Source organism: Arthrobacter sp. NPDC056691, assembly GCF_042791415.1.
Lineage (GTDB): Bacteria > Actinomycetota > Actinomycetes > Actinomycetales > Micrococcaceae > Arthrobacter.
The window spans coordinates 1-24,739 of record NZ_JBHTXX010000037.1 but is presented as its reverse complement, the minus strand read 5'-3'; the positions used below and the strand labels follow the sequence as shown (position 1 = coordinate 24,739).

General features: G+C 60.4%; 19 protein-coding genes. 16 read left to right on the top strand and 3 right to left on the bottom strand.

Features of this window, described 5'->3' with window-relative positions:
- Positions 1 to 556 precede the first annotated feature (556 nt).
- The 15 genes from ACFRAU_RS22310 (at position 557) to ACFRAU_RS22240 (ending at position 17,474) form a co-directional block, all read left to right on the top strand.
- Positions 557 to 1,327, top strand: coding sequence for an SDR family NAD(P)-dependent oxidoreductase (locus tag ACFRAU_RS22310; protein ID WP_378001524.1), 771 nt, complete (start codon positions 557 to 559; stop codon positions 1,325 to 1,327).
- 664 nt (positions 1,328 to 1,991) lie between these two features.
- The gene (locus tag ACFRAU_RS22305; protein WP_378001523.1) at positions 1,992 to 3,146 is read left to right on the top strand and encodes a PucR family transcriptional regulator; all 1,155 of its coding nucleotides are present in this window, start codon (positions 1,992 to 1,994) and stop codon (positions 3,144 to 3,146) included.
- Positions 3,139 to 3,885 (top strand): VOC family protein, encoded by a 747-nt coding sequence (locus ACFRAU_RS22300; RefSeq protein ID WP_378001522.1) that lies wholly within the window; start codon positions 3,139 to 3,141, stop codon positions 3,883 to 3,885. Before ACFRAU_RS22305 ends, ACFRAU_RS22300 begins: the two co-directional genes overlap by 8 nt.
- Before the next feature lie 118 nt (positions 3,886 to 4,003).
- Entirely contained in the window at positions 4,004 to 5,206 is a 1,203-nt protein-coding gene (locus ACFRAU_RS22295) for an aromatic ring-hydroxylating dioxygenase subunit alpha (RefSeq protein WP_378001521.1), read from the top strand.
- Complete coding sequence (locus ACFRAU_RS22290) at positions 5,196 to 6,158, top strand: PDR/VanB family oxidoreductase (RefSeq protein WP_378001520.1); 963 nt, start codon at positions 5,196 to 5,198, stop codon at positions 6,156 to 6,158. Before ACFRAU_RS22295 ends, ACFRAU_RS22290 begins: the two co-directional genes overlap by 11 nt.
- A 612-nt stretch (positions 6,159 to 6,770) precedes the next feature.
- Positions 6,771 to 7,331, top strand: a complete 561-nt coding sequence (locus tag ACFRAU_RS22285) for an FAD-binding oxidoreductase (protein WP_378001519.1) — start codon at positions 6,771 to 6,773, stop codon at positions 7,329 to 7,331.
- A gap of 7 nt (positions 7,332 to 7,338) precedes the next feature.
- A complete protein-coding gene (locus ACFRAU_RS22280; RefSeq protein WP_378001518.1) occupies positions 7,339 to 9,489 on the top strand; it encodes an FAD-binding and (Fe-S)-binding domain-containing protein in 2,151 nt (716 codons plus the stop codon).
- A gap of 290 nt (positions 9,490 to 9,779) precedes the next feature.
- The gene (locus ACFRAU_RS22275; RefSeq protein WP_378001517.1) at positions 9,780 to 10,313 is read left to right on the top strand and encodes an SRPBCC family protein; all 534 of its coding nucleotides are present in this window, start codon (positions 9,780 to 9,782) and stop codon (positions 10,311 to 10,313) included.
- 103 nt (positions 10,314 to 10,416) lie between these two features.
- Positions 10,417 to 11,310 (top strand): oxygenase MpaB family protein, encoded by an 894-nt coding sequence (locus tag ACFRAU_RS22270; protein ID WP_378001516.1) that lies wholly within the window; start codon positions 10,417 to 10,419, stop codon positions 11,308 to 11,310.
- A complete protein-coding gene (locus ACFRAU_RS22265) occupies positions 11,297 to 11,779 on the top strand; it encodes a hypothetical protein (protein WP_378001515.1) in 483 nt (160 codons plus the stop codon). Before ACFRAU_RS22270 ends, ACFRAU_RS22265 begins: the two co-directional genes overlap by 14 nt.
- The gene (locus tag ACFRAU_RS22260) at positions 11,779 to 12,783 is read left to right on the top strand and encodes a hypothetical protein (protein ID WP_378001514.1); all 1,005 of its coding nucleotides are present in this window, start codon (positions 11,779 to 11,781) and stop codon (positions 12,781 to 12,783) included. The genes ACFRAU_RS22265 and ACFRAU_RS22260 overlap by 1 nt, the downstream gene beginning before the upstream one ends.
- Positions 12,784 to 13,069: 286 nt before the next feature.
- Positions 13,070 to 14,227 (top strand): DUF4192 domain-containing protein, encoded by a 1,158-nt coding sequence (locus tag ACFRAU_RS22255; protein ID WP_378001513.1) that lies wholly within the window; start codon positions 13,070 to 13,072, stop codon positions 14,225 to 14,227.
- A 791-nt stretch (positions 14,228 to 15,018) separates the two neighbouring features.
- Positions 15,019 to 15,528 (top strand): hypothetical protein, encoded by a 510-nt coding sequence (locus tag ACFRAU_RS22250; RefSeq protein WP_378001512.1) that lies wholly within the window; start codon positions 15,019 to 15,021, stop codon positions 15,526 to 15,528.
- Positions 15,510 to 15,848 carry a hypothetical protein gene (locus ACFRAU_RS22245; RefSeq protein WP_378001511.1) on the top strand — a complete coding sequence of 113 codons (339 nt, stop codon included), beginning with the start codon at positions 15,510 to 15,512 and terminating at the stop codon, positions 15,846 to 15,848. The genes ACFRAU_RS22250 and ACFRAU_RS22245 overlap by 19 nt, the downstream gene beginning before the upstream one ends.
- A gap of 510 nt (positions 15,849 to 16,358) precedes the next feature.
- Positions 16,359 to 17,474: a hypothetical protein gene (locus ACFRAU_RS22240; protein WP_378001510.1), complete on the top strand. Its 1,116-nt coding sequence runs from the start codon at positions 16,359 to 16,361 to the stop codon at positions 17,472 to 17,474.
- A gap of 370 nt (positions 17,475 to 17,844) precedes the next feature.
- Here the strand turns inward: ACFRAU_RS22240 and ACFRAU_RS22235 are convergent, their stop codons facing one another.
- From ACFRAU_RS22235 to ACFRAU_RS22225, 3 genes are all read right to left on the bottom strand, one after another.
- Complete coding sequence (locus tag ACFRAU_RS22235; protein WP_378001509.1) at positions 17,845 to 19,443, bottom strand: ATP-dependent endonuclease; 1,599 nt, start codon at positions 19,441 to 19,443, stop codon at positions 17,845 to 17,847.
- A gap of 110 nt (positions 19,444 to 19,553) precedes the next feature.
- Entirely contained in the window at positions 19,554 to 19,973 is a 420-nt protein-coding gene (locus ACFRAU_RS22230; protein WP_378001508.1) for a hypothetical protein, read from the bottom strand.
- A gap of 66 nt (positions 19,974 to 20,039) precedes the next feature.
- Positions 20,040 to 20,192: a hypothetical protein gene (locus ACFRAU_RS22225; RefSeq protein WP_378001507.1), complete on the bottom strand. Its 153-nt coding sequence runs from the start codon at positions 20,190 to 20,192 to the stop codon at positions 20,040 to 20,042.
- Positions 20,193 to 21,078: 886 nt separating this feature from the next.
- On the opposite strand from ACFRAU_RS22225, the gene mobF reads away from it, so the two are divergent.
- The gene (gene mobF, locus ACFRAU_RS22220; protein ID WP_378001506.1) at positions 21,079 to 24,648 is read left to right on the top strand and encodes a MobF family relaxase; all 3,570 of its coding nucleotides are present in this window, start codon (positions 21,079 to 21,081) and stop codon (positions 24,646 to 24,648) included.
- Positions 24,649 to 24,739 lie beyond the last annotated feature (91 nt).

The following is a 24,739-nucleotide window of genomic DNA, read 5'->3' as shown; positions in this document are numbered from 1 at the left end:
TTCAGCGCCAGGAGGCAATGCGGGAGATATGGGATTGCCTGGTGTCCAGAAAAAGAACAAACGTGGAGGACGCTGAGCATGGCATTAGCAAAATGTCTGGCATGGCACCGACTTGTCAGGGCATACGTACAGATACAGCGAAAGGACCGGTCCACCAACTCGGGGTTTCCAGACGCCGTGATGCACGGCTCCCCGGACCTTTTGCTCCCGGCGGATACCACACACGATACGTCGATTATTGAAACCACCGACGGCTATGAATCACGGATTGACGCTCAGGGATGCAACCAGCAGAATCGCGGAAGTTTTAACCCCATTATCCTCTACCCGATGCCCTGACTCATTTTGTGTGGTCAATCGCGGCCAGCAGACTTTGAGGCCCGCAGGAATCACTGCCAAGTCTGATGCCGGTGTTGTCTGACATCCATCATGCGCCACCGACCGCGCTGAGATTAGATCGATCAAACTCTGAACTGCGATCGGCAGGCCCGCGCAGCACGTGGTCCGCCCAAACCGATCTTCAAGACATTAACAACTCAACCGAAAGGAAGTACGCGTGGCCGATACGGAGAAACATGCAAGCCGGCGAGTGATAGTTACGGGAGGTACCAGAGGAATTGGGCGAGCGTGCGCAGAACTCTTTGCCCGAGCTGGAGATCGGGTCCTGGTATGTTCTCGTAGCGCTTCCGAAGCGGAAGCCGTAGCTTCAGAACTCAATCAGTACGGCGGATCCGTCGAAGGAGTGGCAGCCGATCTTGCTGACCCGGAAGTGGGCCTCAAAATGGTCGGGCGATGTGTAGACCTATTCGGCGGCGTCGATGCCCTCGTCAACAACGCGGGGATTTTCGAGTCAACTTCGCTTGTCGACGTCACAGCCGGTAACTGGGACTTAACGATGCATACGAATCTACGGGGGCCGGCGCTAACTTCCGCCGCGGCAGCCCGGGTGATGAGGGATGCCGGCAGCGGCTGTATCGTCAACATCGCCTCCATCAATGGACTGGCACCTGAGGCGAATTTCGCTGCCTACAACGCTTCTAAAGCAGGTCTCATATCGCTTACCAGGACAACTGCGATTGAGTTCGCAGATGCGGGCATACGAGTCAACTGTGTTGCCCCAGGTCTGATCCGAACACCGATGGCAGAACCGTGGATCGCGGGCCTATCAGATGATGTGGTCGCACGCTGGGCACCGATGCGCCGGTTCGGGCTGCCCAAAGAGATCGCTACGGTTGTTGACTTTCTGATCTCGGACGCCTCGGCATACATGACCGGTGAAACGCTCACGGTAGATGGCGGCACGCTGGCACGCCAGCCAGTCCTGTAGCCAGCCACACTATGTCATCGAACAGAGACCGTTGGCTCAGCGCTATTGGCTCGACCCGGATCAGCGCTCGGAAGATGTTGCCTGGATACTGCGTTTCACATCCAGCCGTGACCGTTTTCGCCAGGACCCAGGCCTGGCATTGCAGCACCAGTACCAGACGACCGGCGTGGAGTCCCGAATGACGCAGCACCGCAAGCACAGCGACGCCGTTTCGGCGCAACAGCTGTGCCTGACTGCGAAATTCCGTCAGATTAATCGAAGGCCGGAGTCGGCGGCGAAAACGCATGCATTACATGACCAACCTCTGGAGCTCCCTTTCGGAGTTGCCCACCTGCGACGAGTCGGTTCCGCGTTTACCGTCTGCGGAACAGCCGCCCAAACGTGGCCAATTTTTTTCCATCTTGCCATTTCAGAGGCTGAAACGCTTTGCCCCGCGTGCGCGAACGCAGTTCAGGAGTGAACCGTCCCAGCTTGGACAGAACTGGAATCTAACCGTACACGCCAGATTCCCCGGCCTGATGGTCCAGACAAAACGGGGAACATGTAGGCTGAGCGGCCCCGTAATTCGGGACTTGGAACACTTGTGGCAAGTGCAGGACGGTGTCCGCCAGGTACCGCCGTCCTATTAGCTCTCAAAAACCCTCTAGAAGGTATGATTCGAGTCATGACGGCGACCGATTCTGATTTCGCCGACCACAGGGCCCTGGCAGACGCACTTACTGCGGAACGGCCACTCCACGCCCTGGTGAGGGCCTTGCACCGCATCTCCTCCGCGCCGGTCGCCGTAATCGATCGGCGTGGTGGCGTTCTGGTGAGCGTTCCTGAACGAGCAGAATGGATGGCGAAAGAGCTCGTTGCCGTTTCTCCCCCCGCGGACGGCCCGGTGGCTGGTTGTGTCCTGCGATCCGTAGAGTTGGAAGGGGAACCAGTCGCCGTGCTGGCCATGCGGGGGGAAGGCGCCTCGCCGGAGCTCCTGTCATTCGCAGCTTCCTTGGCCGGAATTGAGCTTTCACGCCGGCATGCCATCCTGAGCGGGCGAAGAGAGCTTCTCGGCCAAGTCCTTGAAGACGTGATTGCCGGTTACCTCGGCGAGCAAGAAGGCACCCGACGGCTCCTTGAGCATGGTTTGGACGTGACAAAGCCACACGAAGTCGTCGTCGGCACCGCTGAAGGTTCGCCTCGCCGGCTGCGGTCGTATCCCTGGAACCTGCATACGCTGCTTACTCAGCAGAACGATCCGCACCTGCGCACGATCGTCGACGACAGGTTGGTCCTGGTTGTCCCGGAACACGCTGGTCTGTTTGTGGCCAGGCTCTGCCACGAACATTTGGCCGGCATCGGGTCGAACGCCCGGGTTGGCGTCAGCAAGCCGCGCATTGGCGTGAGAGGGTTGAGACTTGGCTACTTCGAAGCGCGTAACGCGCTGACTGAGGGGTACGGTGTTCAAGTGCATCGGAGCCAGGACCTACCTACGGCCCTTCTGATTGCCAGTGTGGAGGCGGGGGCACCGCTAGGCGATTTGTCGGCCGAGGCCCTGGCGCCACTTGTGGAGTATGACCGGAAGAACGACACGTCATTAGTGGATTCGCTCCGCTGCTACCTCGGAAAAGACGGCGATATGAGCGCGACTGCCGCTGAGCTCTTCATACACCGAAACACTCTTCGCAACAGGCTGCGACTAGTAGAGGAACTCACAGGGCGCGACGTGTCATTGCCAAGCAACTACGCTCACTTTTGGCTGGCAACTTCAGGTCTGGACCTGGCCGCCGGGGCCAACCTGTCATCGCTGTTCGAACGAGGCAGGGTACGAGATGTCTGACGGCGTCCGGGTGGCAATCGAGAGCGTGCTATTTGTCGGTGGAGAATCTGGCGCTACACGAGCATTTTTTAACCTAGTGATGCGCCGGCAGGGTTCAGGCTCGGACCAACAGGTGCTTTTTGTTCCCCCCGTCGGCTCAGCGACACCGGATTCGGGTGCTTGGGTTCCGTGCTTCGGAAGCAGCGACAAAACCGCCCTGACCCGCCAAGTCTTGGATTTCGGTGGCGACCTTGTCTCCACTTTGGACGTAGACGGGCGTGAGCTGAGTCTTTTTATGGCGCCCGATCAGGGCCTTTTCGCGCTTGCTGATCTCGTTGACCAGGGACCACGTACACGGCTCCTCGGAGCCGTGGCGTTCATCGACCTCTATACTCCGCTGGCAGAGAAGGCTGCGAACTACTACGCGAATGCTCTGTCTTGCCGGGTGATTCACGAGACCATTCCAACCCCGGGCGATTACCGCTTCCTGGTCTGGGGCGACGAGCCGGTAGCCGGCGTGGTCGACATGCTGGATGTTCTTCCTGCAGCGGTTCCGCCACATTGGATCCCCTATTGGCGGGTGCTTGATCTGGAGGCCGAAGTCGCGCGACTGAGTGACCTCGGGGCTCGGGTTCGAGTGCCGGTCACAGATTCAGCGTTAGGTCCTTTCGCCCTGCTCGCGGACCCCTTCGGCGTTACTTTTGGACTACAAACACCAGCTTCTGACACTCTGCTCGTCGAACACGGTAAGTCCCAGTAGCGAATGTCGGGCCGCACAGCTATATGGGGATTCGCGGTGCGCATGCCTATGTTCCCGTGAGACCCGCCTGAATAGCGTTAACCATTGTCAGTTTGACCATCGACAATGGAGACGAGAAGTGAACACTTCACTGCCACCGGCACCCCTCACCAAATCCGATCTGGAAATCGTGCTTGAAGAACGGCTTTCGGATGCCCACACATTGCCGGCCGACGCATACCTTTCCCAAGACATCCTTGACTGGGAACGCAAGCACCTCCTCGAAGCAGCCTGGGTCTGCGTTGGTCGCAGCAGCGACGTCGCTAAAGCTGGTGACCAGAAGGCTGTCCGCATTGGAACACAGGGCATCCTGCTAACCCGCGACGATTCCGGCGCCCTCCACGCCTTCTACAACGCATGTCGACACCGCGGTCACGAACTGCTTCCCGTGGGCGCGTGCACTAACAAGAAGCTGGTCCAGTGTCCCTACCACGCTTGGGTTTTCGGCCTCAACGGCGAGCTGCGGTCCGCGACCCAGTTCATGGACACCGAGAACTTCAATAAGGAGGAGTGGCCGCTCATCGAAGTCCGCTCCGTCGAATGGTTCGGCTGGATCTTCATCAATGCCTCCGGAGATGCGCCCGAATTCAGCGAGTGGGTCGGTAATCTGACCGAGGTGGTGACCCCTTGGGATCCCACGGACATGGTTGTCGGCGAGTCACACAATTACACTCTCAAGACCAACTGGAAGACGGTCATTGAGAATTACCTTGAGTGCTACCACTGCCCCTCAATCCACCCCGAGCTTTGCCGCGTCGCCCCTCCCGAATCTGCCATGGGCTTGCACCAGACGGGCATGTGGCTGGGCGGCGGCCTGGAGTTCCGTGACGATGCCGACACAAACAGCCTCGATGGCCGCAGTGGCGGAGACCGCATCGCCGGAATCGACGACGAGCAGGCCCGCTGGACGCTCTACTTCATGCTCGCGCCCAACCTGCTGCTGACGCTGCAACCGGACTACGTGATGACGCACCGGCTTGTGCCCCTCTCCCCCGGTGAGACGTGGGTGGAATGCAGCTGGTACTTCCCGCGCGAGGTCGCCGAACGTCCGGGCTTTGACCCGTCCTTCGCCGCAGACTTCTGGGATATCACCAACAAGCAGGACTTTGGTGCCTGCGAGTCCGTCTATCAGGGTATGCTCACCGACGGTTACCGGCCGGGGCCTTTCGATGAGCGCGAGGACGGCGTCCGGGCCTTCCAGGCCCAGCTCGCAACGGCCTATCTGACGGGTCGTTGGGAAAAGCCACTGCAGATCAGCCTGGGCGCGGACCATGTGGTCTGATCAGGAGATCTCTCTTGAGATCACGGCGGGCTCCCTCGTGGCCGCCGGTGTGCGGTCGCTGCGCCTTGCGCGCGGCGACCGTGCTCCCCTCCCCAGGTGGGAAGCGGGTGCGCATCTCGAATTTGACCTGCCCAATGGGCTGATCCGCCATTACTCGCTTTGTAGTGACCCGAATGAAACCGGTTCCTATGAGGTCGCAGTGCTCTTGGCCCCCGAAAGCCGTGGGGGATCAGCACACATGCACAATGACCTTCAGGTCGGCGATGTAGTGACGGTGCGCGGGCCCAAGAACAACTTTCCTTTCTCAGTGGGCAGCGGTGAACGGGTGCTTTTCATCGCCGGCGGAATCGGCATCACCCCGATCCTGCCCATGATGAGGAGAGCCAAAGAGTCAGGCATCGAATGGCGCCTCATTTACGGTGGCCGGTCCCGCGAGTCGATGGCCTATCTTGACCAACTCCAAAATTATGGGTCACGGGTCCAGATAGTCCCCCAGGACGAACTCGGCCCAATTGATCTTCAGGGACTCCTAGGTGAACCTCAGCCCGATACGAAGGTCTTCTGCTGCGGACCTACCGGACTTCTGGACGCCGTCCAGCAACTTTGCGGCACATGGCCAACCGGCTCTCTGCATCTGGAAAGATTTGCTGCCGGAAGCCCAGCGGACGGCGCGGATGCGGAGTCAAGTGCGTTCACCGTCGTGGCGGAACGCAGTGGCAAGACCTGTCAGGTCGCAGTTGGCGAGTCGGTCACGGATGCCTTGAGGCGCATCGGCATCAATGTGCCGACCTCATGCAAGGAGGGTATTTGCGGGACGTGCGAGACCAAGGTGCTCGCCGGTATTCCCGACCACCGGGATTTCCTCCTCGGCGATGCCGACCGCGAATCCGGAGCGACTATGTTGACCTGCGTGTCAAGGGCAAAATCCCAGGAACTCGTCCTCGACGTATAGCGCCAGGAATATACAAAATGAAGACCCCCGCTAGCCAAGCTCGAGCGTAACCAGTCAGCTGGTTGGCCCGGCGGCCTAAACCCCATGAACGGCGCTCCGGATGCCCGTAGGATTCTGGGGCGAAGGCAGTAGGAAGGGACAATCCTTCCTACTGCCTTCGCCCCTGGCACCGCTATGCCGATTTGTCACCCTGTAACGGCGCCGCCCGGAAGGGTCAGTCTTGCGATATTTGGTGGCCGCCAGACCGCGAAGTGATTCCCCATTCGGCGTCGGTTTGGCGGGCCAAGGACCAGCCACGGATGCGGAGTTCTCTATGTTTGTGGCTGCGACGACTCTTTCGAGGAGGCAAGTTCCTACTCGGTGCCCACACGGGCGCAAAGAGAGATCCTCACGGACTCGAGCCAGACTAGCCGCCTTTAAAGGTCTCATGAAAAGCACGGCTCCACAAAAGTTCAACCACGGAAGGATCCGATTCTTGCGAAGGAACAGTCCAGAGACAATGCCCGCCACGTCCCGACGCAGGCTCAGCCCAACGCCCCGGAGGATCCTGGACATTCTGGAATCGGCCGCCCCGCGGGGGCTGTCAGATCCAGAGCCTCGGATCGGTTGGCAATGGCCCATGACGCGTCGCACTATCTCCTGACTCCCGAAGCTGTAGTGACGCCGACCGGAGCGGATCAGGTTGGTGCGCTGCTGCGGGCCAGCAGTGCACACCGCCTTTCACTAACCTTCCGTTCCGGCGGCACCAGCCTGAGCGGTCAGTCCTCGACCGGGCATATCCTCGTGGACACCAGGCGGAATTTTCGGGAGTTGGAAGTCCTGGACGACGGCAACAAAGTGCGCGTTCAACCCGGCGTGACAGTCAGACAAGTCAATGCACGCCTTGCCGCCTATAGACGCAAAGTTGGGCCTGACCCTGCCAGCGAGGCAGCCTGCACCGTTGGAGGAGTCGTTGCCAACAACTCCTCCGGCATGGCCTGCGGAACCGCAAACAACACGTACAGCACCCTGGAGTCCCTGGTGCTCGTCTTGCCGTCAGGAACCGTCATAGATACCGACGCCAGCGACGCTGACAGCAAGCTCAGGCAGCTGGAACCCGAGATCCATGACGGGCTGCTCAGGCTGCGCGACCGGGTACGGGGCAACGCCGAGTCACAGCGGATTCATCAATAAGCTCTTCGTGATCAAAAACACTATGGGCTACGGCCTGAACGCCTTCCTGGACTCTGACTCCCCCGCAGACATTCTGGCGCACTTGGCGGTAGGCAGCGAAGGAACATTGGCCTTTATCGCCGAGGCAACCTTCCGCACCATCCCGCTGAAGCCCAAAGCCTCCACCGGACTGCTGCTGTTCAACAACCTCAATGCCGCGACAGGCGCGCTGCCGGAACTGGTGGACGCAGGCTTTGCAACCATCGAGCTGCTGGACTCCGGCTCCTTAACGGTGGCCCAAAACGACGCCCGGGCCGATGCCACGCTCCGGGCCATCGAGGTGCAAAAGCACGCGGCACTGCTGGTGGAGTTTCAGGAGATGTCACCGGACCAGCTGCTCGAGCGCACCGCCAACAGCGCCCGACTCCTTCAGACGCGTCCCCTGGCGGTACCAGCGAGTCTGTCGTCCGACCCAACGGTTCGGGCGGGGCTATGGCACATCCGTAAAGGCCTGTACGCCACCGTTGCGGGCAACCGACCCAGTGGCACAACTGCGCTGCTCGAAGACATTGCTGTCCCCGTCCCCGCACTGCTGGATACCTGCGAGGAACTCGTGGGACTCTTTGGCCGGCATGGCTACCAGGACAGCGTCATCTTCGGCCATGCCAAAGACGGCAACGTCCATTTCCTGCTCAACGAGAATTTCGAGCATCCGGAAAACCCTGACCGTTACGAGCGATTCACCCAAGACATGGTCACACTGGTACTGGGGAACTCCGGAACCCTTAAAGCTGAACACGGAACGGGACGCATCATGGCGCCCGTTGTGCGCCGGCAGTACGGTGACGAACTTTTCGACGTCATGAGACAGATTAAAGCCCTCCTCGATCCTGCCAACCTCCTCAACCCTGGCGTTCTGCTCAACGAGGATCCCGCCTCGCACGTGGCCGATCTCAAGACCGCGGTCACGGTGGAGGAAGAAGTAGACCGGTGCGTCGAATGCGGCTACTGCGAACCGGTCTGCCCAAGCGCTGACCTCACGCTGCCCCCCCGACAGAGGATTGTCCTCCGTCGTGAAATGGCTGCCGCTGAAGCGTGCGGGGACCACAAATTGCTGGCGGAACTCAAAAAAGACTACCGGTACGACGGCCTCGACACCTGTGCCGTAGATGGCATGTGCCAAACCGCGTGCCCCGTGCTCATCGACACCGGCGAACTCGTCAAACGGTTGAGGGCTGAATCGCGGGGAGCCGTCGAGCAAGCCGCGTGGAACCACGCTGCAAGAAATTGGTCCAGAGTTGTGAAGGCCGAGTCGGCCGCCCTGAATATCGCCGAGAAGATCCCTAATCCTGCCCTCTCGGCCGCCACTTCAGTGGGCCGCGCTTTCCTCGGCGCCGACACCGTTCCCCAGTGGGATCTCGACCTTCCAAAAGGGGGATCCACACGTAGCCCCATGGAGGCAGCAGAACCGGACGCGGTATTTTTCGCCGCGTGCATCGGTTCCATCTTCGGACCCGGTGAAGGATCGGAAGGGGTCACCAAGGCGTTTCTGGCACTTTGCGAACGTGCCGGAGTCCGAGTCTCTATCCCCGAAGGAATCAACGGCATGTGCTGCGGCACCCCGTGGAAATCAAAGGGCCTAACCCAGGGATACAGGACAATGGCCGACAGGCTCATCCCTGCACTGACCGAAGCGAGTGATGGCGGGAGGATCCCAGTCGCCTGTGACGCAGCATCCTGCACTGAAGGACTAGAACGAGTCGCAAAAAACGTACCCGTGGTGGACGCGGTCGCATTCGTCGCCGAGCAGGTCCTGCCCAAGCTCAAAATTCAGGACAGACTAGGATCCCTCGCCCTGCACCCCACATGCTCGTCAACGCGACTTGGAATTAACGATGCGCTAAACCTAATCGCATCCACTATCTCCCGCGATGTCGTCACACCGGATGGGTGGGGGTGTTGTGCTTTTGCAGGGGACCACGCCCTTCTACACCCGGAGCTGGCAGCATCCGCAACCCAGCGAGAATCCACGTCTGTAAGGGCCACGGAATTTGCCGCTTACGCTTCAGCGAACAGAACCTGCGAACTGGGAATGAAACGAGCCACGGGAAAGGAATACCTGCACATCCTCGAACTGCTCGAGATGGCAACCCGACCGCCAAGGGAGCCACACGCCTAGCCGTGGCCACCAAGACGGGCCGGCGGGCGTCCTCTGGAAGAGGCTCCAGTCGATTTGAAGTACACCCCAACCTGACGTCGCCAAGATAGCAGCCGGGCTGTCAGAGCAGGGTTCGGTTCATTGTTTTCTGACAACATCTTGAGAGTCTCCTGGCTTTCAATCTGACACCTGTGGGCAGTCCCTGACGCGGCCCTCGACAGATCATCTGCTATCCGCCGCCTCAACCCCGATTGCGTCTGTTAGACGAGAACCTAAGTCTGCGGGCGCGGAGATCGTGCCAAGATGTCAACATGCCCCCGCGCCTCTTCGACCTTAGCTCCACTTGGCACCTCCCCGTGCCGCCAGAAAAGGTGTGGGCAATCATCGCCGACATCAACATGAGCTGGCCCAGTTGGTGGCCGCACTGCAGTTTCGCGGGGCCGCTGGTGCGCACCAAACCTCCGAGTAACTCCCAGGAGGACATCCTCAAGGCGACCACCGCGCACCTCAACTTCAAGGCGTCGCTGGGTTACACGCTCACCATCAGCATCCACCCGACAGATGTCGCCGCACCTCGAGAGATCGACTTCAACGCCGGTGGTCATTTGAAAGGCGCAGGGCGAGTAGTGCTCACCCCGGAGAAGCAAGGCGAAGCAACGCGCATGGACATCGACTGGCGGGTGCGCCCGACGCAACGGTGGATGAATCTGCTTACGCCGATCGCCGCCCCGGCCTTCACGACCGCGCACGCTCTCATGATGAGGCAGGGAGAAAAGGGCTTGGTAAAAGCCCTGGCAAAACCAGACGCTGACGGACGCAAAGTAGACCCGTCTGCATTCGACTAGTCACACTGATCCAACAGTCCTACCATGGAAGAGGTCAGCCGAGCTGGGGAGCTGGAGCCCCTCCTTCGAGCGCGGACTCACAAGCAACGCGAAGGGGGCAACGATGAATCTTCATGAGACTCTCGCCGCGAGCCTCCGCCGTCAGGAAAATGCCCAGCCGCAAGAGTGGGAAGCCACTTTCCGCAACATGGCTCTCTTCGATCTCGCCGCGGACACGGAACTCGGCTTCTTCCTCTCGTACTACCGCAATTTCGCCATCCCGAGCATCGCTTCGACACTGCACAGCAACGCTGAAATCCAGCAGCGCCCCATGAAGCGCTCGTACGACACCGCCATCGTCATCTACGAGCTCATCGCCACCGGACTGGACAGCGAGCGCGGCCGCGAAATGGTCGCCCTGCTCAACCGGGTGCACCGCAACGTCCCCGGCAGCAAAGACGATTTCCTCTACGTCCTCCTCACGCTGCTGGTAGTTCCGATCCGCTGGACCCAGAAGCACGCCTGGCGCCAGCCCACAACTGCAGAGCTCGCGGCCGCTTCACGCTTTTTCGCCGAGCTGGGCTCCAGGATGAACATCGCCGGCATGCCCACCACATACAGTGGCGCCGAGGCGTTCTTCGACGCCTACGAGATCGCGCATGTCGCGCCTTCCCCTGAAGGCCAGCGTCTGATGGACGCCACCGTCCAGGTGTTCCAAAGCCGGCTGCCCGCTCCCTTGCGCCCCTTGGCGAAACAGATCATCAGCACAATGCTCGACGACGACCGCCTCACCGCGGCGCTCGGCCTCCCCAACTCCTCCCGAACTTCCCGAGCCGCCCTCAAAACTGGACTGATAATTCGCAACGCGATCCGCCGTCGTCGGCCGCTCAAGGAGCAGCCGCATTTCACGCCGGGCAAAGCCGGTTCGTCCCTATACCCGAACGGGTATTCCCTGGACCAGATCGGTCCGGTCAATATTCCCCACTCCCCCGCGGCCCGAAGCAATGAACTATCGTGAAGCCAAAAAAATAGCCCGGCGAGCGGAGCACGGCTTCGGTCTGCCCGACGACGCAACGCTTCTGTACATCCAGAACAAACTGGAAATGCATCGCGGCCGGCCCATAATCGTCGACGAGCTCCCCGGCATGTGCGGATCAGAACTGTGCGGTGTCTGGCTCATCTGCGCCGACCGCGACATAGTTCTGCATGCAACGGTGAAATCCAGCTGGCATCGGCAACAGATCATCCTGCACGAATTCAGCCACATGATCCTTCAGCACGACCTCGAGGAACCAAGTGAAGACTTGGTCACTGCATTCCTTCCAGACCTCGGCGTCGAGGTTCTCCGCGCTCTCGGCCGCCGCAGCTACACAGACGACGCCGAATTCACAGCCGAGGCCCTCGCCGACCAGCTTGCAACGCGCATCATCAACAGCGAGGTCCCCGGTCTGCCCGAGCCTCTGGCCTTTCGCCGAGTGTTCGGCTGATGGAAGCCGTCCCCGCAGCCGCGCTGTGGGTGCTTACTGTCCTTCGGCTGCCCATCGCCCGAGATCCTGACCGCGGCAGCGTGTTTCGCGCGACTATCCTGGCCGCAATTGCCTGCACACTGTATGTTCCCGCCGTCTACTACGGCATCGATCCGCTGCTCGGCGGCCAGAACCGCGTAGGGCTTGCCACCCTCCTGTCTCTGCTTCTTGGGTTTTGGCAGTTCCGAACTGCCATCCTGCTGGCTGCAGTCGCGCATAAAGAAGTACGACGGCGGCAACTCACCTTGGGCCGTTGGGGTGCGGGTGCCGCCTGCGCGGCAGTTACTGCAGGATTTCTCACCAGCCGCGTAGATGTCACCGATCCCAACCTGCCCCTGACATACGGTGACCAGCCCGGGATGGCAGTCTTCCTCTGGACCGGCTCGGCCTTCATCATGTGGATCTGCGTCGACATAGCCCGGGTCTGCAAGAGCAACATTCCTCACATGCGTACTCCGGCGTTTCGATCGGCGTTCACCCTCATCGCCGTCGGTTGCGTCTTGTTCGCTCTGGTCCTGCTCGACCGGCTGCTCTACGGCGCGGTCATCAAGGTTGAAGGCACCGCCAGCCCGGCGGCTGCTCTCCTCACCAGCTTGTATTGGGTGGGCGAAACATGCGCCGTTCTCCTCGTCAGTCTCGGGCTACTTCTCCCCCGGCTGTCAGGCCATCTCAAGCATGGCACTTTCGGGCTCCGCACCAGGCTGTTTCTCTGGGAGACCACTCCTATCTGGAACCGCATAGCCTTTGGCCAGCACGAGTTAGTCCTGCAGGACCGACGCGCCAGCCGGCTGTCGTTCCTCTGCCGGCACGCCGAAACCCAGCTTCACCGGCGCCTCGTAGAAATACGTGACTGTGAAATGGCCAACCCCGAAACTTCCGGGCGCCTGGCCGCCCACGACCGGTCCGTCGTCGAACGCGCCGAACAGGCACTCGAAAGGCGATCCGGCGCGCAGTTGACCCAATAATCCCCGCCAACGGAACTGCGGCCTCTAGGGTCATGCCGCGGTGCCCACACCTGCCCATGAATGAGCAAAAGCAACTTCGCTGTTTGTCATTCTGATCCCGATCATTGCTTGGGCGGGTCCTCCGGGCACCTGAGGCGCTGCGAACCGGTCACGAACCACGAGTTCGTTCGGTGCACCTCCGTCGCTTCGTCCGGACTCGAAAGCCCAGCGGTGGCTCTCCCATCAGAATGACGCCGAAATCTGACGGGCGCATCCGCGGTCCGCCGGCCGATGAAGGAGAAGGATCATGGAAGAGCTCACCATCCGCACCCCAGCCGACGTTCTCAGTTTCGTTGGCCACACCCTGGGGTTCTGGCCTCGCGAAAGCCTGGTGTGCATCACTTTGTCAGATAAGCACGTTGGCGCGACCCTCCGCGTTGATCTGCCGAAGCCAGGCACGGAGATCAGCTACGCGCAGACGGTCGCGGGTTACCTTGCCCACGACACCAATGCTGAAAGTGTGCTCTTTGCCATTTATACCTCCCAAGGCGAGCAGGCCGGGACGGTCAAGCCCCAGGCGGCAACCATCGCCGCGCTGACTGGTGCCCTCGCCGAACGCGGGATGACTATCCGCGATGGACTCTTGGTCGGGAACGAGCGGGTCTCTCAGTACGATGGGAGCCCCGAGGACGGTCGGTCGCTCCCGCTGGCTGCAACGCAGTCCAGCCAAATCAACGCGGAGTTCGTCTACCGCGGCAGCACCATCGAACCGACAAATCGGATCACCTTGCCCGCCTCAACCAAGGAAACCGAAACCACGGATGCTGTCCGCGACCGTGTAGCGGCACTCGGTGGCCTGAAAGTAGGGGAAGCGCTCGAGCAGGCTAGGGCGCGCTGGATGGAGATGCTTGAGTCGCACAGCTACCCGGACCGGGATGAAATCGTGAACCTGATTGCGGATCTGCAGTTCCCCGTCATTCGCGACAGGCTGATGGCCGACATCCCGGGCATTGACGAGCGCATGGACCGGATCCTCCTGGCCCAGACCCACGACAAGCCGGAATGGTCTCGAGTCGAATGGGCGCAGCAACTCCTCCTCCACGCCTACACCCACAGCAGCACCAAGCACTCAGCCCCCATCCTCACTGCCGTGGCCTTCATCAATTGGTGGGAAGGCAGAGGCAGCAAAGCGCACCAGTTCCTCCAGCTCGCCCTCGAGGCCGACCCCACCTACCATCTGGCGAGGGTCAGCGACATCATGATCGGGTCCGGAGTGGTTGCCGGCTGGAACATGGACAAGGGCACGGCGTACCGGGCCGAGCTTGACCGGAGGACGATAGCGACAGTCCGAGAGAGCATCTGGGGGAGCTTGATTGACGAACGTTCAAGAACGAAGTGGGTCGACATATGCCCAGCTCGCATCGTGCTCGCTCAACTAACCAGCGTCCGTCCGGCGGACGAGTGATTGGGCACATGGAATAACATCGCGTGGGCATCCCGGTCACGGTCCAGCGCGGTGGCTTTTATCGAGGGCAACGGCTGAGCGCTGGCGGTCGCGCCCGGACGCCCGTCACCCATCAGCAAAGTGCCATGAGTTGTTGCATCCGGCGACGAGTAGCGAGGCCCCAGGACCGGGCTGCAATCTCTATATGCTCGGCCAGAACAGATGACTCCGACAGCCATGGATGCGGGGCTGCCGCGGCTTGTTCGGATATCGTTACCGCGTGAACCATGAAGGATCAGGAACATTCTGGCTGGCGAACGGTCCACGGATCGAAGGGACGTTGAAGCTAGAGTCCAGTACTTACTCTCTAGAACTCAACGGGTTCTGCTTCACTCCTTAAAGTTGGGACATTCAACCAGGGTTTATTGGCATCAGCGGCGACCCTGCAGCAATCACCGCTGATTTCGCGCCTCGCACAATCTACGGCGAGTTAGATGGCGCGGGCCCAGTAACCCTCCTGGGTGCGCACATGGATACAGACGTTGTCATGTTTGGCCCTCTGGTTCAGAGCTTTACTGGGTCCTCTTATGTCCTCAACGCTCACATCGAGGGAGAAGACCAAGAGGTACATGGCATTAGATGGACCTACGATTTTTCGACCAGCCATGCCGGCTGGCATCAGGATCCAGCAGCTCACGTTACCAATGATCCTGTGCGCGGACAGTTGAAATCCTGGGAGTTCGATAAGCAGCCCGGTTTTTGAACTCCGACTTTCGGAACCAGTTGAGCTACGCGTTCTTCGACAAGGAGTCATGGCAGCCTCCACACAATTTTTGGTGTTGTGGACAGGGTGCGAGATAGCCCCATGCCACGTAGAGATCCGGCTGAGCGACGGAAATTGGCACGAGTGCTCTGCCCCTCCATCAGATGCGGCAAAATATTCGAGAACGAAGCTTCTGCCACTAGATGAAATCACCCTGCAATCGTTGGCACGCTGGCTCCCTGTAGCATTCCGGCTCGATCCGCTGCCCTACATAGCCTCTGCTAAAGCCGGTGTACTCCAGATTGACGCACAGGCCGTGGCCACTGCCCTCGAAGGTCTGCACCGTCGCCTGCTCGGTGATCCCCGGGTATTCGCCCCAATTAGTGCCGGTGCAGTGAAGAGAGCAACCCGAGCAGCGCGGGAGGCCGGCGTCCAGAAGCTGGTGGAAAACGGCTTCGATGACGAGACCCTTGTCGCCAGGCTTTTCAGCGAGGCACTCAGCAACATCGACAGCCAAGCTATCAGCAACGCTTGTTGGAAATGGCATCTCCGGTGGTAGAAGTTGCGCCAGGCCTTTGTGGGCCTGACTTATCGGACTGGGTCAAGTCCATGAGAAGTATCCGAAACGATCAGAGCCATCAGTTGCTCGAGCACTTCTATGAGGAAGAAATAACCCAATATCACATCGCGAGTATCTCCGGGCGCTGGGTCCTGGTACTTCGGATCCTGCTGGAATTTGTCGGTCCCACCCGGCTTGGCCTTGCCCTCGGCGAATCGCAGACCTTCGCCTTCGCCCTTGCGAATATGGATGTGGAGGACTACTGGCAGGGCTTTTCGTGCCTGCAAGCCTTCCGTGCTAGCCAAGAAACGTCTGGCTAGGAGTGGAGTGTGGAAGGGGGGATCCTCGTCTATAGGAAGTGCCATGATGCGTGATTGCAATCTCCGCGGCATGTGTGTTGGCGGGTCTTGTATGTTGCTTCTTACCGCCACCGCCCGGCGCTTGTCAGCGGCCGGGCGATGGTGTCGGAACGGGGACGGAATCGGTGTCAGCGGCAGTACCGGAGGCACACCAGTTACAGCCAGGTACCGGGAACCAGCGCAAGTGCGCGGCGTATCGCCCCGGAACGGGACCCGCAACGCGAGGCAGAGGCCATCGAACACATAGTGGGCAGCAAACGCTAGACCGCCGGCCGGTGATATGCCGGCCATCACGATATTCGTGTGGTCGCCTGACCCCTACGGCCCTGCAATCTTGGGCTGCACTTAGGCTTCCGCAGGGCGAACGATGGGCCAGTCGAAGCCTATCGAATTTTGAGAGCGGCCCTGGTAAGCCCTGGTTGTCAGAGCCACGGCCCGTGACCGACCGCGCTCCATGTAGCATCGGATTCCATGGAACTCCACGAACAGGTCTCAGTGGCCATCGCTGCGACCGACCTGCGATACGTGGCGGGCAGCGCTCTCAGCGCAGGAGCCCATCCACGGTCATGGCCGATGCTGCAGTGGGGAACCATGGTCACCTACGAGGCCCAAAAGAACCTACGCGACGTTCATAAAATTGAGCTGGAATTCGACTGGGAGGACGACGTTGCAGCTGCGGCCAGGCACGGGGGAAAGTTCTTCGACGGACGCGCGAAACAATTTGATAGCGTCGTCACCGACTTCCGGGAGCTCATTGAGGCCACGCATGCAGCTTTTTATCCCGACGACCGGCCTGGGCGCGGGTTCGATTTTCTGCGCGACGATCTCTCAGTCATTTCCGATGGCCCCGAGTTGCTGCTCACCAACGTCACTGGCCACTTCATGGCAGGCCTGCCGCCGCATCGCGGTATTGACATGGACTCATGGGGTCCTCATATGAAGACGCTTGCCAGCGGGATTGGGCAATTGGCCTCGATATTGGTCAGCGAGAGTGTCGGGGACTTCTCCATGCACGGCAACCACAGCAACACGAGAGTAGCTTGGTGGGACGGGAAGATCTCCGAGGTGATTCCGGCGACCTTCGGCGGAGAACTCACAACAGAGCTCGCACTCGGGGTGATCAGCATCTACTCGACTGTGCAGGCCGCCCGACGGTGGGCAAACGTCGAGTGCTGCGGGTCCTGCGATGCTGCAGCACTTAAGCATCGTTTCGTCGTGCTGCACCACGCGGCCCGCTCGATCCAGCAACTGTACTCACGCGCCGATGACTTTGCTCCTATCGCGCTTGACCACGTCTCTTCACTGGCCGGGTCTGCGGATTTGAAGACGGTGACGTCGCAGCCCTTCCGCCGTCTACGGAACGGCTGGCTCCATATTGGTCTGGGAGACATAGCCGCGGCCCTTCCGGGCCTCCCCAACGTCCTCAGCCCGGTTTTCGCCTATACCGAGCTGGAAATTCCGGCCTTCGCAGCCTTGGTAGATCGAAGTCTGGACCGGGTCGCACACGGAATCGGCGCTTGGCTCGCTGAGCCTGGCGCTGACGGATCATCGCTTTTTGACCATCTCAGCCCTCCACCGGACGAATAGTCGTCGCCGCAGCAGATCTCACCGTCTTCTTCCCGCTGTGAGACGATTCTGTGCGGCGTGAATTCAGGTGTCTGCGCTGAGAGTTGTTTTCGCGCTGCAGACAAGTAGAGGGTTATTGGGGGATGGTGGCAGATTCTATCGAGCTAATGCTGGGTGATCTCAAGCGGCGCTACGCCCAGATGACGGTGTCTGAATACTTTTTGCGCCTCTACACGGAGGAGGCGCAGTTTGGTTGTGCCCCTCCCGCTACGTCAGCAGCAAGAACGGCCCACTCCTTAATGTTTGCCGGTGCAAATGAATCAGCTTGTAGGGTGGTTGCCATTGCTCACATTAATGCGACCATAGCGAATTGGCGGCAATAGTTACTATTTTAGTTTGCCAGCACCTTGCCGACGTAATCTTTGACCTCCTGGCAAGTCTTATGCAGGTTTTTCTCTAGCGCCCCCGTGACCCATTGCGAGGCATGCCCGTCGACGGTGCGGTCAAAAGCCTCCATCTCACCTGCGGGGATTACGTGTATCCCGCTGCCATGCAGCCGCTCCATCAGGCGCAGGACCGCCCTCGAAGGCGGTCCTGCCGGGACGGCATTCAGACCAATCTTCTTGGAGAGATCGACCCTGTTCTCACTCTTCATGGGATTAAAGAATGAGTTGTAGTCAGTGTCGAAGCCATTCCAGTCGTGGCCCATTGATTCCACGATCGCGTTGATATCTTTTTTGCACCGCAGAACATCGAAATCTAACAAGGCGTGGGTCTCAACGCCGAGCACACCCAGGGCGCCCGCCAGTGCCGGCACGCCGTGCTTCCCTCCCGCAGGGACGAATAGGACGTCGTCCGCCTCTTTCCTCTGGTTGGTCTCGTCTGCTAGCTGGTCGAGGACAGCGCCGAAGAAACGACAATCGGCATCCGCTTCACAGACCACCACGCGGCTGTGGAAGAGGCCCTGGAGAATGTTCGAGTACCGCAACACCGGGTTCGTCCACGTTTCTCGAATCTTCTCGGACGGCAATTCGTAGAGCCGGCTGGAGTCCTGATCACGAACGACGCGAATCAGATGTACGGGTGAGCTTTCTTCGGCATTCAAGAGGCCAAGTATGAAATCGCGGTCGTGAGTTGCGATGATGACCTGCAGATCACGCTTCTTGGCCTCCTGCCCGATCCATCGGCCCAAGGCCCTGGCCTGTGCGGGGTGCAGAAACGCTTCGGGCTCGTCAATGAGCAGCATTTGTGCGTGGCCAGTGAGAACCGTGAGTGCTAGACCGATGAAGCTCTTTACTCCGTCCCCCTGCTCGTGCAATGACGGCAAGGCGAAGACAGCGTCAGCGTACTCCTTGGTCGGGCGATTCAGCGGAGGAATCGTCACCGTTTCGGGGATTTCCCCAACGCGAAGCATCACTTCCCGGTTGATGCGATCCAAGGTGAGGGGCATTTGAAAGACCTTTTGAGACAACTGCGATAGCTCTTGTTCGAGCTCACCGTTTGCGTATAACTGCTGCATAGCAGTACCTAGGTTTCCCATTCCGCCGTGCATATAGCTGACACTCACGGATGCCGCCATAGATCCCGCGGTGAGGTGCTTGACAAAAAAACTCGCCACTTGGGTCAACGAGTTATCTCGTTGCAGGCTGATCAAGTTCTCGGCAGTGACCGTAGTGTGTCCAGGGTCGTGCAGATCTTCAAGATACGGCGAGTACATGATCGGGTACCCGATCTCGACATCGTGCTGAACTGCATTGGCGCCAAGCCAGTCGACTAGTTCATCACGCGTCGGCGAGTTCCTAGCGAGCTTTATGTTGTCCAGCACCACGGTGTGCGCATCTTCGTTACGGAGCAAGGCCAGAAGATCACGGAGAATCTGTGACTTGCCGGCATTGTTGCCTCCCACGATGCACGTCACGCCAGCTTGGGACATCACTATTTCTTGCTTGCCCTTAGATGACAGTCTGTCGATCCGTACGTGAACGCTCATGCTCGCAAGCCTATTGGAGTTGGGGTTGATTCCGCTCTAGCGCGGCCCTGTCGTCCCCGGCGAGCGCTAGAGCGTGGTCCTTAGCAATAACGAGGCAACCCTCACCGGGATCATTTGAAATACAAGAAATACAAACCGCCTATGTAAGTAACATTGATCAATACCCATATGAGGATTGCCCCGACCAAGAGGAATGGTCTCTCGCGCTTGGGCAGACCGTCCGAGACAGGCCTGATCAGTTCTGTGATGAGCACCAATAGCCCGATCATCAACCCAGACCACACCAAATTTGCTGCATCAACGGTGTAATTCTGGGTGAGCAGAGTGACGAGTGCTACGGCTTCACCACCCAAGACGGCCAGTATGCAGAACAGAACGATCATGATTACAAGAACCCGGCCGAGCCGGCTTTTTCCCTGCAAATCCTGCGCCCACCTGATGCCCTGCTTAGCTCCAACTGCCAGAGCAATGAGTATGGCCGGAATGGCGGTCGCGCCAGCCTGAAAAAACTCCCTGGAAACGGTGACCATGCGGACATGTTCCCACTCAAAAAGCCGCCCCGGAAGAAGCGACTTTTTACCTGGTAGAGCTGACGCCTACCCCCTATGGACCAGCAGGGCGACGGCGAGCGTCCGGTCGGCCGCTCCCGAACCGGCCGAGGTCAGGGCGACAGTGTGGTTACCTAACAGCGGCAGTTGGAACGGCTGGGCAGTCAGGTGCGTCAGCCCCAGGTATTCATAGCGGCCCACTCCAGTTCCTCGCTAAACACTCCCGTGTCTCCGGCGGACCATGCCTAGAAGCAGGCCGCTGGCATCGAGGGAGCGCCACGAGGAAGCGGCGGCAAACCGCCTACCGAAGGTGGACATGGCCTGCGGCCGGTCTTGCGCTGCCGGCACCCGCACGGCCGCTGCGTTCCGTTCCTGGCCAATCTGCCGAAGCCATGCCTTCTCAGCAGCGGCCCCCGAGACCCCACCCGACCCCGGTCCTAATACTGGATTGCCCGACGGTCCGGTTCTGTTGCCAGCGAATCAACTGCCTCACACCTCTGGCATCCAAGGCAGTGGCCGTGAGGTCCACTCACGGCAGGTCATGTCGCGAGGTGGGTCCCCGCTGATGAACCGACGTGGGCAAGAGAATTTGTGCCGAATGCCGGGAGGGTTTCGAGCCGAGCCGCTCTTCGCAACGCTTCTGCTCTACGCGCTGCGCAAACAGACAGCGTGATCGTCGACGTCGGAAGCGCCTCTCGGGGTCAACACCAACCCCCTCCGCCCCACCACGAAACGGCTCCGAACCGGCACCGCCCACGCGTCGCGACCGAGCAACAGGCGGACTGACTCGCGTCCAAGGCCCCGGCAGCAGAGTCGTGGATTCGCTCCACGCCCAGCTTCGACTTCAAGCCGTCGACATCGACCGTCTCGAAGCTGAGGCCGCGGAGCAACGGGCCACCGTCCAGAACCTTCACCGAGACCTAGACCGGCTCCAAACCATTCAGAAGACTGATGCCCAAGACTTGCTCCACCTAGCCAGCAAGCTACTGGCCCTCAGTCGGGCAGCCTGCGTGGAACTCGACCCGAAGTCCAAGGAGTTGTTCCGCCGCAAGGGATGGAGCAACACGGGCGGCAGAGGACAACAGCCATGACCATGTCCATTGCCCGGCTTTCGGCCCAGTCCGGCCTGAAGTATCTCTTCAAAACCACCATGATGGACGACCTAAGGGTCACTCCCGCAGATGCGACCACGTACTACATGAAGTCGGGAACGCCGCCCGGCCGCTGGATAGGCTCCGGCGTACAAGGAATAGGTCGGTCTACCGGGGACGTCGTTACGGAAACTGACGCCAAGGCCGTCTTCGACCATGCCGCTCACCCGGATATCGGCACTCTCCTGGGCCGTCCTCATGGCCAGCCGACGCTCGTCCAAAGGAGCGGGGGACGAACCGAAATGCGCCACGCCGTCGTCGGATTCGACCTGACTTTCAGCGTTCCCAAATCCGTTTCGGTCCTCTGGGCTCTCAGCCCACGAAGCATCCAGGACCAGATCCTCGAGACCCACCACCAAGCGGTCGCCGCCACCCTGCAATGGCTCGAAGCGTCGGTCGTCCACACAAGGGCGGGCCGCAACGGCGTCGCCCACATCGGCACCCGTGGGGCTATCGCGGCCGCCTTCGACCACTGGGAGTCACGTGCAGGCGATCCTCAGCTGCACACGCACATGGTCATCGCCAACCGGATCCAGCGCATCACCGACGGTGCATGGGTGACACTGGATTCTCGGACGCTGTACAAGGCGGCAGTCGCGGCCAGCGAGCGCTACAACGGCCTCCTCTTCGACGCTCTCAGCCGGAACCTCGGCACCGAGACCGATTTCCGCAAGCCAGCCGCGAACACACACAATCCCAGCCAACAACTCACCGGCGTCGACGATGGGCTGATTCGCGAATTCTCCAATCGCTCCCGCCTCATCGATCTCGAAACCGACCGGCTCGTTGCCGAATGGACCGCCGGCCACGGCACTCCCCCGTCCGCGACAACCATCATCAAGCTCCGACAGCAGGCCACCCTTTCAACCCGTGCAGCCAAATCGGAAACGGTCGCGCCGCTCCACGAACTCTCAGCACAGTGGCAGAAACGGGCAATCAGCCAGGGCTTCAGCCCGAGCCATGTTCTCGCCGCAACCGTACGGCGCTCCCACAGAACCCCATTCTGCGCTCCTGACTTCGCACCGTCCTGGATCGACGCCGTCGGATCACTGGCACGGGAGCGTGTGGCCATGAAACGTGCCACCTGGAACCGGTGGAACCTCCTCGCGGAAGCCGAACGTGTCTGCGCTGAAATTCGCTGCAAGACAGCGGAGGATCGTAAAGCCATGATCGATGCCGTGGCCACGGCCGCGGAAACCCAATCCGTGTCGCTCAACGAGCGTCGTTACACGGTCCCGGTCAATGCGCATTCTGACCTTCATTTCGCGGGACATTCGGTCTTCGATTTCCAAGGCTCCCACCTATTCACGGATGCGGGGACTCTTGCCGCCGAGGATGCTGTTATGGATGCAAGGAACGACGACGGCGGTCCGGCCGTGTGCGCGGACGTCACCATGGAATCGCTTGCCAACTACAAGCACCACGGGCGTCTTGAACTGCACCTGGATCAGCGCGCGGCTGCGGCCACTGCCTTGGTCAGCGGCAATCACCTCGACGCCATCGTCGGCCCCGCCGGTACCGGCAAGACCACCACACTCGGTGCCGTCAAAGCAGCATGGGAGACAGCATTCGGAGCCGGCACAGTCGTTGGTCTAGCACCGGCGGCAGCGAGCGCCGAGGTTCTGGGGCGAGAGCTAGCGCTGACCACCGAGAATGTCGCTAAGTGGCTCCACGAGTCCGCCGGCCAGGGAGCCGGCAACCGGGCGGCCCAGTTCTTCGATGTGGAGCAGCGTCTTACTCGTCACCAGGCCGACAGGAACCCCCACGCCGTCCGACTGGCACAGAAGGCCGCATGGCTCACTGCCGAACAGGACAGGTGGCGTTTCCATCGGAATCAGCTGATCGTCGTCGACGAGGCCTCGATGGTGTCCACTCTTCAGCTAGCCGCCTTGGTACAGCAGGCGCGAGACGCCGGGGCGAAGGTCCTGCTGGTGGGCGACCCGGGACAATTGGACGCTATTGATGCCGGCGGAATCCTTGGCTGGCTGGACCGTCAAGGCAAGACGTCCCGGCTGACAACTATTTGGCGGTTCGAGCAGGCCTGGGAGCAAGGTGCATCGCTGATGCTCCGGTCGGGCGATTTCTCCGCAGTTGCCGAGTACAACCGTCACGGACGCCTTCGACATGGCTCGTACCCGGACATGGTCGATCAGGCGTATCTCAGCTGGCAGGCAGACATTAAAGCGGGGAAGTCCTCCATTCTCATTGCAGCCGAGAACGACACGGTGAGCATGCTCAATCGGCGCGCCCAGGCCGACCGGGTTATCCAGGGTGACGTGGATGCCGAGCAAGCCGTGCCGATCTGCGATGGATCACGCGCAGGCCGAGGTGACTCCGTCATCGCCCGCCAGAACGACCGCACAAACATGGACAGCAACGGAGACTTCATCCGGAACGGAACCATGCTCGACGTCGTCCGTGTAGACCGGCGTAACGGTTCCCTCACCGCCGTGCGGCGGGACACCGGTGCAACCATTTCCCTGACCCGCGCCTACGTCGAGAGTTCAGTTGAGCTCGGATATGCGACAACTGCCCACCGTTCACAGGGGCTCACCGTGGATACAGGGCACACCCTAGTTACGCAGAGTCGTCTCACACGAGAGCTGTTGTATGTGAGCATGACCCGTGGACGCGTGGGAAACCATGCCTATATCAGCGAGAACGATCCGCTGGAGGACGAGCCTCTGGATCCCGCCCTGCAAGCCACATGGCAGCAGATCCTCGGCGAAGTCCTTGCAGCCGAGGGCGCTGAACGGACGGCCCACGAAGTCCGCGACGCGGAGAGGACGAAAGCGGATAGTTTGCAGCGCCTCAGTGCTGAGTTCGACTATCTCGCGCAAATCGCCGCTGCCGAGGACCTTTCGGCTTTCCTCGAGGCGTACTCCCCCGATTCAGTGGCTGAGCTGCAGCAGTCTCCATCCTGGGGCGCGACTGTTGCGGCCTGGCGCCGCTCTGTTCAAGTCAGCCGTCCAAGTACCCAGCGCGTGGTGAAGGCCGCCATGGGAACCAGCGAATCGGCCAAAGACCTGGCAGCCGTGGTCCATTCCCGGCTCCGGCGCTTCCTGACTGCGATGCCTGTCATCGAGGAAGATCCGCTGGCGCCTGTGAACTCCGCGCGCCCGGACCTGGCTCACATGGTCGATCAGATTCAGGAGCGGATACGACAAAGAATGGACAACATAACTAGGGATGCCTTCATGCACGACCCAGGATGGAAACGGAACCTTGTGGAGAGTTTGGGCCCGGACATCCGGTCGGAGGATGCACACGACATCGTACGCCGAGTCGCGATTTTCAGAGACCGATGGGGCGTAGGTGATTCGCCGCTTCCGCTGGGGCCGGTTCCGGCACCATATGAGTGGGAGCAACGGGAGCAACGCGCGGGCATTGACCAGCTCATCGGCCAGCTGGCTCTCCCGCTTACCGGGCAGCCTCAGGGGAACTGCTGGGTTGGAGAACCGGTGACTCAAGCAGACAGCCTTATCAATGTCGGCTGGCAGCTCTGACATGAAAATTAACGGTTGTGGTTTCTTAGCCGGCTTGTTGCAAGGGTTCGAGAATGACTTGGTAGCCCAGGGACTCGAGCTGTCCGATCGC

Excerpts from the sequence above, each read along its gene's own strand:
- ACFRAU_RS22305 (WP_378001523.1), top strand. The coding sequence starts at position 1,992 with ATGACGGCGACCGATTCTGATTTCGCCGACCACAGGGCCCTGGCAGAC.
- ACFRAU_RS22300 (WP_378001522.1), top strand. The coding sequence starts at position 3,139 with ATGTCTGACGGCGTCCGGGTGGCAATCGAGAGCGTGCTATTTGTCGGT.
- ACFRAU_RS22290 (WP_378001520.1), top strand. The coding sequence starts at position 5,196 with ATGTGGTCTGATCAGGAGATCTCTCTTGAGATCACGGCGGGCTCCCTC.
- ACFRAU_RS22285 (WP_378001519.1), top strand. The coding sequence starts at position 6,771 with ATGGCCCATGACGCGTCGCACTATCTCCTGACTCCCGAAGCTGTAGTG.
- ACFRAU_RS22275 (WP_378001517.1), top strand. The coding sequence starts at position 9,780 with ATGCCCCCGCGCCTCTTCGACCTTAGCTCCACTTGGCACCTCCCCGTG.
- ACFRAU_RS22270 (WP_378001516.1), top strand. The coding sequence starts at position 10,417 with ATGAATCTTCATGAGACTCTCGCCGCGAGCCTCCGCCGTCAGGAAAAT.
- ACFRAU_RS22265 (WP_378001515.1), top strand. The coding sequence starts at position 11,297 with ATGAACTATCGTGAAGCCAAAAAAATAGCCCGGCGAGCGGAGCACGGC.
- ACFRAU_RS22260 (WP_378001514.1), top strand. The coding sequence starts at position 11,779 with ATGGAAGCCGTCCCCGCAGCCGCGCTGTGGGTGCTTACTGTCCTTCGG.
- ACFRAU_RS22255 (WP_378001513.1), top strand. The coding sequence starts at position 13,070 with ATGGAAGAGCTCACCATCCGCACCCCAGCCGACGTTCTCAGTTTCGTT.
- ACFRAU_RS22250 (WP_378001512.1), top strand. The coding sequence starts at position 15,019 with ATGGCAGCCTCCACACAATTTTTGGTGTTGTGGACAGGGTGCGAGATA.
- ACFRAU_RS22245 (WP_378001511.1), top strand. The coding sequence starts at position 15,510 with ATGGCATCTCCGGTGGTAGAAGTTGCGCCAGGCCTTTGTGGGCCTGAC.
- ACFRAU_RS22240 (WP_378001510.1), top strand. The coding sequence starts at position 16,359 with ATGGAACTCCACGAACAGGTCTCAGTGGCCATCGCTGCGACCGACCTG.
- ACFRAU_RS22235 (WP_378001509.1), bottom strand. The coding sequence starts at position 19,443 with ATGAGCGTTCACGTACGGATCGACAGACTGTCATCTAAGGGCAAGCAA.
- ACFRAU_RS22230 (WP_378001508.1), bottom strand. The coding sequence starts at position 19,973 with ATGGTCACCGTTTCCAGGGAGTTTTTTCAGGCTGGCGCGACCGCCATT.
- mobF (WP_378001506.1), top strand. The coding sequence starts at position 21,079 with ATGACCATGTCCATTGCCCGGCTTTCGGCCCAGTCCGGCCTGAAGTAT.